Consider the following 12,157-nt stretch of genomic DNA (forward strand, 5'->3'; position numbering starts at 1 on the left):
AGGGAAGCGCAGCAACTCTGGGCTGAAAGCAGCGCCTGTTTGGCTGCATCGGGGGAATTTAACACGGCTTCATGCGGCTGCAGGGGAACAGTCATGCTTGAACAGCCCGACAACACGACAGCCACCGCAGCGGCAAGGAGAGAATTGGCCAACTTCATCGTATTTCCCTATCTTTGTGGTGATACAAGCAAGACTGCCCCCAAGAGGGGGCAGTAAACAACTTAATTAAACTAACACATTACCACCAAGCTTCAGCCTGGACACCGACTTGCCAGGTATTATCAGAAGCATCGCTTTCGAATACCATCTTATCTTCGGTGTTAGCCAGATAGCTGGCAAATACACGGATCTCGGGACGTGCCCACCAGCCCGGGCCAGCAGACCATGCTTGAGCCAGAGTCAACTTATAGCCGCCATCTTTCACATCGTTGCGACCAGCGATCTCTGCCTTGTCTTTAAAGACACCAGCTTCGAAATAGGTCTTGTTGTAGTCATCCCACTTGTACATCGGACGAATGACGGCAGACATGGTTGATGCATCAACACCGGTGTAGTTAACACTGTTGGCTGAGTACTTGATGTCGTTCGATGCGCCATACACCAATTGGTGACCCAGCTCAAAATTACCAACCAACGGAATTACACCATGGTTGATAACACGGAACCCGTTACCACCATCACCATCTTGGCTGGTCCAACCGCCCGCACCGTAATACACAGGATTGGTTGCATAGCTATCGGTAAAATACTGCAGCACCGTTTTATTAAAGCCACCCATCACACCAGCAGTCACTTCAGCAGTCAGCATCAAGCCATTGTCGTTACTGCCATTGTTAGCTTTTTTCTGTGCATCGGTATCATTGGCCAGCGCATAATCTACACCAAGCTCAAGAGAGGCATCTTTCCAAAGCGGAATACCAGCGTAACGGGCATCAAGAATGTTGGTATCAACTTTCCCTTCATCGCTACGAACCCAAGCAAGAGAGAGCTTGCCAGGACCAGCTTGCACGTTTTCTAAGCCAGCGCCAGCACCAGAGACGTTCCAGTAGTAGAAGTCAGAAAGGTGGACGTCATGACGCTGATAGAAGCGCTTACCAGCCCAAACGGTTGCTTCTGGCGCAAAGCCAAGCAGCCCCTTACCTTGTACGTTAAATTGGCGCAGAGCAAACTCGGAGCCCGTAGTACAATCGATGTCCTTAGTTGTAGAGTCTTGTTTGCAAGTAGGATTAGTCCCTTCCCAGTCATTCGAGCCGTCAGAGCTCATAGCAACCATGGAGTCAACATAGAAGGTTTTACCATCTTTGTTGAACACTTCCTGACCCAGCTGGATTTCACCGTAGGTATCATTTTCGTTACCGAGACGGCCAACCTTGTTGACATTATATTTGACCATGTCGCCATCGCCGGAAACCCCGACGCCAGAGCGGAAATAGCCGTGGAAATCAACAGCCGAGGCAGAGGCTGATGCCAGTGCTGCGGTCACTGCAGCTGCAATCGGGAGCCACTTAGCTTTCATAGTTAGTTCCTTATTTCCCGTTGTGGATATGTGTGCTTGAACTTTTATCACTACAAACTGTCAGACTATTTCCCATGCCAGGAAAATGTACGACCTGATATTCGATGCGGATTATATGAAGGCGATTCAAAAGCAAACCATGAGATATTTCACAAAAAGATGATGAATTGCGCCAATAGCGAATCACCCACCATCAACGAGCAAGAAATCGATTTCAAGTAGGTAGTAACACCCAATACAAGCCACCATCATGGCATAACAATTAACTTGAAAACGATATCAGAATAAATTTAACACCACACCACGAACTCTGTTTCTTCGAATCAAAACACCAATATTTGACTGAAAGCGCTTTCTTAATTTGAGAGTATCAACACAGCATTTGGATTCAGTTAAGGCCATGCAAGTAAACTGACAGCATCAGTCAGTTTGCATCAACCAACCTTGAAAAGGTTTTCAATTCAGCTTACGAAGGTGTGTACATGAAATTGCTCAGGATTTATTTTCAAATAGATAACAGACAGCAACCATTGATATATCAACGCGAATCCTGTTGACACAGGAACGAATAAATCGAGTGATGCGATAGAGGGGGGGGACTTTACAGCTAAACGAACTGATAATGATCTCTGGATATGCAATGGTAAGCAGGCAAATATAATCACCCGCTTACCACATGATAGGCGACACTGTCAGGCTTCACGCGCCTCGGTATTGGAAGGTTCCCGGCTCTTGCCCTCAGGCAGACGAGTGACACTGGCCGGTAGCGGGGAGTCGAGTTGTTGGGATTGGCCGAGGAAGATGCCGCCCTTTTCAATGGAAAGCGCACTGCTGCGGCAGGTGCCCTGCAGGCGACCATGACTTAAAATCTCGACCATGGCAGCCTCCCCGACCCCTTCCAGCACACCATCGACGATCAGATGCGGCGCTTTTACCTCTCCTTCCACCACGCCACCTTGCATCAGGTGCACTCGCCCATCTGCGACCTCAATATTACCCATCACCTTACCGAATACCTGCAGGCTGCCGGTGAGTTGAATATTGCCGGTGAACGTGGCACCAGCTGCAATCACAGTCAAACCGCTCTCAGTCATGGGCATGGCAACCGGCGCCGGAGCAGTCTGTTGGGATTGGGGTTTATCGCGACCAAACATAATGAGCCTCTTCATCAGATATCCGCTAAAAGTCACCAGTGCGCCGACGGCAGGGACGAGAAACATCCGCAGTCCCAGCGCGTAGCCAAGTAACGCAGCGCCCCACAACAGACAGGCGAGTGTAAGCAGGTACTCTTTTCCTACTGGCCGCATCATGGGGCAAGGATCTCTGGCAAGTGATACCGGCGACGTGAATGGACAGCGGTTATCCAGGTCCATCCACCGGCAAGGTGACACATACCCGCTCAGCATGCGGGCGGCATGAGCACTATGGCTTGCAGAAAGGAAACGACGTCTTTATGACGGAACTTGAGCAGACCAGTCGAGATAGTGACCATTGGGGGCAAACCCCAGCTCCCGATATAACTGTGCCCCCATCGGGCTGGCATGCATCCACACTCGTCCCAATTCCAGCATCGATGCGTGGTGCAAAATGGTTTGTACTAGCGATCGGGCAATGCCACGCCGACGGTAAACAGGCTGCACATACACATTATGCAGATACCCCTCGCGGCCAGCCCCATTACCGGGATAGGGTAAACGAGTCAGCAGTGCCAGCGATGCTGCCGCGACCACCCGCCCCTGCCGCTCACAGACCCAATGCAACATCTCCTGCTGCGTCAGCGAGTGAGCAAAGGCATCCGCTGTTTGCCTGGCCAGCTCAGGATCATCATCGGCAGACCCTAACTCTCCCCCTTCCACAAACAGAGCCATGCGCAATTGGGTCAAGGCTGCAGCATCATTGATGGTTGCCAAACGAATCAATATTCTTGCCTCCCTGTCTGCACTGAACAAGGTGAGTCATCATGGCAGCACAACCTGACTCTCACCGCCTCCCAACGCTTCCACCCGGATCTGCACGCCGATCCGCTCAACCAGGGTTTGCACGTGGGAGATCACCCCAATCTGACGCCCGGTGGCCTGTAACGAGTCAAGGCATGAGAGCGCCAAATCAAGGCTATCCGGATCAAGCGTACCGAACCCCTCATCGATAAAGAGCGATTCAACCTGGGTCTGCTTGGACGAGAGGCAAGAGAGCGCGAGCGCCAGCGCCAACGAAACCAGAAAGCTCTCACCGCCCGAGAGAGAATCGACCGAGCGCACTTCATCGCCCATATCGCCATCCACCACCTGCAGCGCCAGATCCGAGCCGGGAATGCGTTCGAGGCGATAACGGGGGACCAGCTCAACCAACTGGGCGTTGGCCTCAACCAGCAGACGCTCCAGTGTCAGGCTTTGCGCAAAAGTGCGAAATTTGGCGCCATTGGCCTGACCAATCAGATCGCTCAGTTGCTGCCAGTGATCGCTCCAGCACTGCTGGGCACGAATCGACTCCTTGAGCTCTCCGGCGTGCAGCTCTGCCGCTTCCGCCTGCATCAATACGCTTTTACATTCAAACAGTTGCTCCTCCAGCCCCTGGCAACTCTCGTCCAACTGAGCCCGCTGCTGATCCAACTCGGTGAGCGACAGGTCAATCAACTCTGGATGCACAGCCTGCGTCTGTGCGAGCCGCTCGCTCTCTTGCGCCAACAACTGCTGACGCTCAAGCAAGCGCACTTGGGCCGCTGAACGCTCGGCATCCAGCTCCGCCATCTGCTCACGCTGGGCCTGAATCGTCTCGGGGGCGATTGCGAGCAAACGGCGCAGGTCATATTCGGTGACCCCCAAGCGAGCTTGATGGTGCATCCAGCGCGCTAGCACTTCGCGGCGCTGCTGATGATCCTGCAGGACCGACTGCTCAAGATGGGTGAGCTTGGCTTGTAACAGCGAGACCTCCTGCATGGCCTGCTGACGGCGTAACTCGCTCTCTTGCAGGTGCGCAGCCGCCAGCTCAAGTCGCTGTTGCCACCACTGGGTCAGCTCGCTAACCGGCTGCCCTTCCAGGCATTCGGCCCGACTTGCCAGCAAACCCTGTTGCTGCACTTCTAGCTCACGACCATGCCGTGCCAGCTGTTCCAGCTGCTGCGCTTGACTCTGCAGCCGCTCTTGCAGGGTGCTAAATTGGGGTCGCAGCTCAGCAAGACGTTCGTTCCACTGCTGCAAGCTGGCCTCGGCCTGCAGATAGATGGCGCATTTTTGCTCCAACTGCAGCCATTTGCCCTGTTGCAACCAGTCGCGCCAATCCTGGCCATCGAGCATGGCATCCAGACTCGCCTCTTTTTGCTGCTGGCGCAGCTTGATGTCGTGCTCTTGACTGACCCAGGCTTGCAATTGAGCTTCCCAGCCAGCTTGTTGTCGCTCACTCTCTTGCCATTGCGCGGCTAAGGCCTGCAACTGCGCCGACAGGGTATCGAGTTGCTGACGCAGCACCTGCTGGCGCTGCATGCCTTGTTGAGCCTGCAGCAAGGTGTGCTGAACCTGCTCCTGTTGCTTGCCAATGCCCTCTCGACGCGCAATCAACCCGGCCTGCAGTTGTTGCCACGCCTCTGCCGAGCCGGGTAACGGCAACCCGCTCCCTGCCTGCACCGGACCATCGAGTTGCTGCCAGCGGCCATGCAACTGGCTGGCTTTCCCTTCGAGTTCAGCAAGGCGCGCCGTATACCCGGCCAGTCGCTGCTCGCTCTCGCCCAGATCGTAGCGATCGCGAATAAGCTGGTTATTAAGTTCATTCCACAGCTGCTCCAGCTCGCGCACCCGCTCGGCCAGTTGCATCAAAATGCCGCTGACCTGGCGCTGCTCCAGCCGGTAGGGGTGATCATGCGAGCCGCACAGCGGGCAGGCTTCATCTTCTTTAAGCAAGTGACGATGCTGCTCAAAGTTAGCCGCAGAGCGCGCCCGCTCCAGCGCCTGGCGTGCCTCTTCCCGCTGCCAGGCGAGCTGCCCCAGGCGCGGCGAATCCTGCTGCAAGCGTGCGGTTAAGGCGCTCCTCATCTGGATCAGTGCCGCAGATTCCTGCTGCAAACGGGTACGCTGCTCATCGAGATTACGGGCAAATTCGGCCAGCTCGAACAACTGCTGCAAGTGGGCCAGACTCTCGCCAAGTTGATGCCGGTGATCCTGCCCGTGTTGCAGCGCCTGCGACCAGTTTTGCAGCTCCAGCGCCGCATACTGCTGCTGCAGTTGGGTCAGCTGCGCCTGCCCCTCCTCCATCAGCTGACGCAGTTGTTCCCGCTTGGCATTTTCTCCTTCCGAGGCGCGCAGCAAGCGCACCCGTTGTGCCTGCAGCCGGTGCAGATTGTCTCTCTCACCCAGCCACTCCTGCATCGCCAACTGCAGCGGTGTCCATTGCCGTGCCAATGGCGCCAGGCGCTGGCGCTCGGCCAGCCACTGCTCAAGCAGGCTCCGCTCCTGCTCTGCCTGGACGAGCTGCTGACCAAGGAGTGCATGTTCACGCTGCACCTGCTGCCAGCGGGTGCGCGCGCTCGCTTCTTCCTCACGGACCTGCTCGAGTTGATGCTGTTTTTCAACGAGGCGGGTATCGAGCTCTTCGGCGCGGCGCAGCTCGACTTGCAATGCCCCCCACTCGCGCTCGAGGGTCATCTTCTCGCTCTGGCTCTGCTGCCAGCGCTGCTCATCGTGAGTCAACGCCTGCTCAAGGGTCGAAAGCCGCGTCGCTTCATTGGCGTGCAGTTGCTCCTGCCGGACAATCTCCAGCGCCAGACGGTTTAACTCGTCGTGATCGCCGCGAGCACTGGCCACCGCCTCAATCTGCGCCAACTCCTGACGCTGTGACTGCGCCTCGGTATGGCGCTGCTCAGTCTCGCTAACAGCCGTGGTGGCCGCTTCGCAAGCTTGCTGCAACTCACCGACCCGGATGGTGAGATCGCGCAGGGTCTGGACGCCTTGGCGCTGCTCACGCGCCTGATGGAGCTCGCTGGTTAAGGCGAGTTGGCGCGCCACCCACTGGTCATGTTGCTCATCATCGAGCAGGTTCACATCCCCCAGCCGCTCTTGCAGCGCAACCAATTTTTGCTGCTCATCGCGGCTGCGGGCAAAGGTCTGCATTGAGATAGCCGAATAGAGCTCGGTGCCGGTCATGCGTTCGAGCAGCGCAGAGCGCTCACTGGCATCAGATTTGAGAAAGGCGGCGAACTCCCCCTGCGGCAGGATCACCGCCCGGCGAAATTGCTCCCAGGAGAGACCGACCAGCTCATCAATGCGCTCTTGCAGCTCTCGTTTGTTGCCGGCGAACACCTGACCGTTTTCAAGATCGGTCAGGCTGCGCTCCTGCGCCTGAAAACGCCCTTCGGCGCGCTGGCGGGCGCGGCGCACCGACCAGCGCGCCAGATAATGGCGACCATCGCAGCCAAGGAAGGTCACCTCGGCATAGCCGGCGGCGCGGCCACGGCTCAAAATCCCTCGCACATCGTTGGCTTTGAGCTTCTCTTCATCATCGGCGCGCCCCACTTCAGCCACGTTCTTGCGGCTGCCGATAAAGCGCGGCATCTCGTCATAAAGCGCCAGACAGATGGCATCGAGCAGGGTACTTTTTCCCGCCCCGGTATTACCGGTGATGGCAAACAGGCCGCTGCTGCCAAGCGCGCCTTGGGTAAAATCGATATCAAAGGCAGTGGTCAGGCTGGCCAGGTTCTCCCCGCCAAGGCGCAGGATCCTCATGGCTGTGACTCCTTGACCTGCTCAAGAATTTCTTCAAATGAGGTCAACATGGCAGCATTCGGCTCACCGTTGAACTGGCGCTGATAGCAGAGCCGAAACACCTCAACCGGTGAGAGCTCATCGAGCTGGCGCTGCGCCAGCCGCTCAGCCAACCCTTGTCCGCTCCCTTCATAACGGGTGGTAATACGTGCCAGCCGAACCGGTTTGCCATCGATCGCAGCCAGAATCCGTTCGCGAATGCGCGCCTCGGGTTTGGGTAGCAGTAAACGCACTTCCAGATAGGGGCGCGCCTGCAACTCGCAAGGTGGCAGCGACAACTGCTGCAGATGCTCCAGCGCCTCATCCATGCTGCACTCGGGCAAGCGCAGCATCTCGACCGCGCGAGGTACAGCGAGCCGGGTCAGATTGACAAGGTGGCTGTCGGCAAACTCCACCTCCAGCACCTGATGAAAATAACCAGCCTCGGCAAGAGACAACGGCAGCGGTGAGCCGCAGTAATAGACGCCGGGCGCCGGGTTTTGCGCCAGATGCAGATGGCCCAGCGCCGTGTAATCGGCCGCGGCAAAAATATCGGTCGGCAAGGCGTGCTGATTGCCACCGAGCACCTTGCGCTCGGAGAGCTCCGAGAGCTGTCCGGCCCGCAGGTAGGCGTGTCCCATGGCAATCAAGGGGACCGATTCGGCGCGCAGGCGCCCTTCTGCAAGCACCTCGCGATAGACCTCGCGCACCCCTTCGATAAGTCGATCCTGCCCCTCGCCGAGCTCCGCCACCCGCAGATCGCTACTGCGCAGGTATGGCACGGCCGCGCACCAAGCCAGCAGCTCTCCCTGCTGGTTACGAATCGGCACCAGCAAGCGATCCACATCAAGCCGCCCATCCCGATCACGGCTGATGCTGCCGACCATATGCAGGTCAAAGGCACGCAGCAGTTCATGGGGCGCATCGAGCTTGGAGGGCGAGTCGTGATTGCCGCCAATCAGAACGATGTTGAGCGCCGGATGCGCGGCGCGCAGGCGGGCCAGGAAGCGGTAGAGTTGTTGCCAGGCAGAAGCCGGCGGATTGGCCGTATCAAACAGATCCCCCGCTACCAGCAACGCATCGGGCTGGCGCTCGTCAATGGTGGCCGCCAGCCAGTCAAGAAAGCACTGATGCTCATAATAGCGATCGTGACCATGCAGCTGATGACCCAGGTGCCAGTCGGCCGTGTGCAGAAGTTTCATGAATGCAGAAGAACCAAGATATTACCGTCAGACAACAGGATGGGGCTGGCTGGCGATAGAATCAAGGCGCGGCCGCCAGCATGGCGGGTTGCTCAACAAAGCGGATACGCAGCAGAGGATGCCCGGTCAGCGGGTCGGTCTCCTCCCCCTCAATCACGAAACCGTGGCGACGATAAAAGCGCAGCGCCTCGTCATTTTCCAGATAGACCATGGCACGCAGCACCGGTAACAAGCGCTTGGCTTGACTGAGCAAGGCATGCCCTACCCCACAGCCCTGACGGTCGGGGCGGACAAACAGGGCGGCCAGATAGTCATCCACCAGCGCGATAAAGCCTTGAATTTCTTCCTGCTCTTCACAGACCCAAATGCTGGCTCTATCGAGATAACGAATGCGCAAATCTTCTTGCACTTGCCACCAGCTCGACGCATCCACAAAGTCGTGGGACTGCAGCGATGCCAACAGCCAGATTTCCACCACACTGTCCATGTCCTGGGCTTGCGCCAGCCTGATCATGATGCGTCTCCCAAGCGATCATCTACAGGCAGTCTATGGCGATTTGATAAAAGGGCTTCGAATGAAAAACCCGAGCTGTGAGCTTGCTCCGAATTTATTTCACCGAAGTTCAAATCGGATCACATCTTCGATTTTGCAGTACAATGCCGGCCGGACAACCTAGGAGACCGACGACGCCATGTGGTTTAAGAATCTGCAGATCTACCGCTTCACCCGCCCCTTTGAGCTGACCGTAGACCAACTGGAGACCCAGCTCGAGAGCTGCATCTTTACCCCCTGCGGCAGTCAGGATCTCTCCCGGTTTGGCTGGGTCAAACCGCTTGGCAAGTTTGGCGCCACCCTGGCCCACAGCGCCTCGGGACAGATCCTTATCTGCGCCCGCAAGGAAGAGAAGATGCTGCCAGGCTCGGTAGTCAAAGAGATGCTGGCCGAGAAGGTTGAAGAGATTGAGCACGAGCAGGGCCGCGCCCTGAAGAAAAAAGAGAAGGAAGCGCTCAAAGAGGAGATCCTGCACACCTTGCTGCCGCGCGCCTTCAGCCGTACCAGCCAGACCGTTGCCTGGATCAATCCGGCCGACAACCTGATGGTGGTCGATGCCGGCTCAGCCAAAAAAGCCGACGACCTGCTCTCGCTACTGCGTAAATCTATCGGCACCCTGCCGGTGGTCCCGGTGGCTCTGAAAAATCCGCCCGAAATCACCATGACCGAGTGGCTCAACGAAGGCAACCTGCCGGCATCTTTCACGCTGGAAGATGAAGCCGAGCTGCGCAGCGCCATGGAGCAGGGCGGTATCATCCGCTGCAAGCAGCAGGATCTGATGGCTGAAGAGATCAAAAACCACCTCGATAACGACAAGTTGGTCACCAAGCTGGCCCTCAACTGGGGCGAAAGCATCAGCTTTGTGCTGAGCGATGATCTCTCTATCAAGCGGCTGAAATTCAGCGAAGAGCTGCGTGAACAAAACGACGACATCACCGGCGAAGATCCGGCGGCGCGTCTGGACGCCGACTTTGCCCTGGTCACAGCCGAGCTCGCCCAGTTCATTCCAGCGCTACTGGCTGCACTTGGCGGTGAAGAGCAATCACTGTAAGCCTGATACTTCCACAGCGAAGACCGCCTCCGGGCGGTCTTTTTGCATTTTTAGAGGCGTCATAGGTAAAAATGACAAAACAGCTCAAATTACCCGATTAACTCTTAACAAAATGTGAAGAAACAGCGATGAATAATTTATTTATCAGATATTAAAACAACCATTGCTGGCTGCATCTCAGATAGGTACATTCATAATGAAACGATGATTGACAACCCATGCCATTGACTTGGTGTGCCCTGCAATTTTCCTTTCGCCAACCTGCTTGCTGACGGCTGCATCGCCTCGATGACAGCCTCCCACTGCCTATTAGCGAGGTGACGAGATGGACCATTCAATACCCCTGATTACCACTCTGGTGGCCGGTTTTGTGCTGGCCTATCTGTTTGGCATGCTGGCCCTGCGCATGAAGATCTCCCCTATGGTGGGTTATCTGGCTGCCGGTGTGCTGTGCGGCCCCTTTACGCCCGGTTATGTGGCCGACCTGCAACTGGCACCCGAGCTGGCCGAAATCGGCGTGATTTTGCTGATGTTTGGCGTTGGGCTGCACTTCTCTTTGGCCGATCTGCTATCGGTCAAACACATCGCCATTCCCGGTGCCATCGCCCAGATCCTGCTGGCCACCTTGCTGGGCTTTGGCCTGTCTCAGTTACTAGGCTGGTCGCTGACCGCTGGTCTGGTGTTCGGATTGGCGCTCTCCACCGCCAGTACCGTGGTCTTGCTGCGAGCGCTGGAGAGCCGTGGACTGGTCGAAAGCCATGAAGGACGCATCGCCATCGGCTGGCTGATTGTCGAGGATCTGGTCATGGTGCTGGCACTGGTGTTTCTGCCGATCTTGGCCGACCTGCAGCAAGGTGGCAGTACTCCGACTCTGCAAGCTCTGCTGCTGGATATCGGATGGGTGCTGGCCAAGGTTACGGCATTTATTGTATTGATGCTGTTGGTCGGGCGTCGCTTTATCCCTTGGCTGCTCGAGATCACTGCAGCCACCGGCTCGCGGGAGCTGTTCACTCTATCGATCCTCTCCTGCTCGCTCGGCATCGCGTTTGGCGCGGTCAAACTGTTTGGCGTCTCGTTCGCCCTCGGCGCATTTTTTGCCGGTGTGGTGATGAATAGTTCAACGCTCAGTCATAAGGCAGCCAATGACACTCTGCCGCTGCAAGACGCCTTTGCCGTGCTGTTTTTTGTCTCGGTAGGGATGCTGCTTGACCCGGCTATTTTGCTGCGCGAGCCACTGGCGGTGCTGGCGACCCTGTTCATTATCATGTTTGGCAAGTCAGCGGCGGCGTTTGCACTGGTTCGGCTGTTTCGCCATCCGCCGCGTACTGCGCTCATCATCAGCGCCAGCCTGGCGCAGGTGGGGGAGTTCTCGTTCATTTTGGTGGGGCTTGCTATCGTACTCGGCCTGTTGCCAAGCGGTGCGCGCGATCTGGTGGTCGTGGGCGCCAGCCTCTCCATCATGCTCAATCCGCTGCTGTTTAATCTGGTGGAGCGCTATCTGGCACGTCAACCCCAACCCGTAGCCCCCTGACGGGTGGCGGCGAAAGCACGGAGGCTGATCTATGCTCGGTGCTGAGCAGCCACTTACCGAATGGTGTAGTGTGACCCGAAGGTGGCTTGTCAAATTACAACATAAGGGGTAGTCGGTACATCGCAGCGCCGATCTCCTCCTCTAACAGGTATGACCAGACGACCTCAGCTAAGCTGCGGAGTGGAAACGAAAACGTTGCCGCGCAAAAAAATGTGCTCTCAAACAAAAACGTTGTTTCTGGATCATAAAAAGTATCCAAAAACTGGTGTATATTGCGCGACGGAAATTCCTTTAACCATGAAGACTGACATGAAAAAGACCAAGATTGTCTGCACCATCGGTCCGAAGACCGAATCCAAAGAGATGCTGTCCAAGCTGCTGGACGCCGGCATGAACGTCATGCGCCTGAACTTCTCCCACGGTGACTACGAAGAGCACGGTAACCGCATCCGCAACCTGCGCGAAGTGATGACCGAGACTGGCCGCAAAGCTGCCATCCTGCTCGACACCAAGGGCCCGGAAATTCGTACCATGAAGCTCGAGGGTGGTAACGACGCCTCCCTGGTCGCCGGCCA

9 protein-coding genes are annotated in these 12,157 nt (G+C 56.7%); 3 read left to right on the plus strand and 6 right to left on the minus strand.

The genetic code is table 11. The features are described 5' to 3' along the window. Positions 1-238 precede the first annotated feature (238 nt). The 6 genes from BW958_RS20000 to BW958_RS20025 all read right to left on the minus strand — a co-directional run bounded on the left by BW958_RS20000 (position 239) and on the right by BW958_RS20025 (position 8,961). A complete protein-coding gene (locus BW958_RS20000) occupies positions 239-1,516 on the minus strand; it encodes a maltoporin (RefSeq protein WP_076577667.1) in 1,278 nt (425 codons plus the stop codon). Between the two features lie 692 nt (positions 1,517-2,208). Then, complete coding sequence (locus tag BW958_RS20230; RefSeq protein WP_179078891.1) at positions 2,209-2,685, minus strand: bactofilin family protein; 477 nt, start codon at positions 2,683-2,685, stop codon at positions 2,209-2,211. Between the two features lie 282 nt (positions 2,686-2,967). Continuing rightward, entirely contained in the window at positions 2,968-3,435 is a 468-nt protein-coding gene (locus tag BW958_RS20010; protein ID WP_083687429.1) for a GNAT family N-acetyltransferase, read from the minus strand. Positions 3,436-3,474: 39 nt separating this feature from the next. Further along, positions 3,475-7,227 (minus strand): AAA family ATPase, encoded by a 3,753-nt coding sequence (locus tag BW958_RS20015; RefSeq protein WP_076577669.1) that lies wholly within the window; start codon positions 7,225-7,227, stop codon positions 3,475-3,477. Beyond that, entirely contained in the window at positions 7,224-8,447 is a 1,224-nt protein-coding gene (locus BW958_RS20020) for an exonuclease SbcCD subunit D C-terminal domain-containing protein (protein WP_076577670.1), read from the minus strand. Before BW958_RS20020 ends, BW958_RS20015 begins: the two co-directional genes overlap by 4 nt. A 61-nt stretch (positions 8,448-8,508) precedes the next feature. Beyond that, on the minus strand, positions 8,509-8,961 hold the full coding sequence (locus tag BW958_RS20025) for a GNAT family N-acetyltransferase (RefSeq protein ID WP_076577671.1): 453 nt from the start codon (positions 8,959-8,961) through the stop codon (positions 8,509-8,511). 178 nt (positions 8,962-9,139) lie between these two features. On the opposite strand from BW958_RS20025, the gene rdgC reads away from it, so the two are divergent. The 3 genes from rdgC to BW958_RS20040 form a co-directional block, all read left to right on the plus strand. Continuing rightward, on the plus strand, positions 9,140-10,051 hold the full coding sequence (gene rdgC, locus BW958_RS20030; RefSeq protein ID WP_076577672.1) for a recombination-associated protein RdgC: 912 nt from the start codon (positions 9,140-9,142) through the stop codon (positions 10,049-10,051). Between the two features lie 325 nt (positions 10,052-10,376). Continuing rightward, complete coding sequence (gene ybaL / locus BW958_RS20035; RefSeq protein ID WP_076577673.1) at positions 10,377-11,582, plus strand: cation:proton antiporter domain-containing protein; 1,206 nt, start codon at positions 10,377-10,379, stop codon at positions 11,580-11,582. A 309-nt stretch (positions 11,583-11,891) separates the two neighbouring features. Next, positions 11,892-12,157 (plus strand): pyruvate kinase (locus BW958_RS20040; RefSeq protein WP_256702088.1); only part of this gene is annotated, 266 nt, incomplete at its 3' end.

It is taken from the genome of Aeromonas sp. RU39B (genome assembly GCF_900156095.1).
Lineage (GTDB): Bacteria > Pseudomonadota > Gammaproteobacteria > Enterobacterales > Aeromonadaceae > Aeromonas.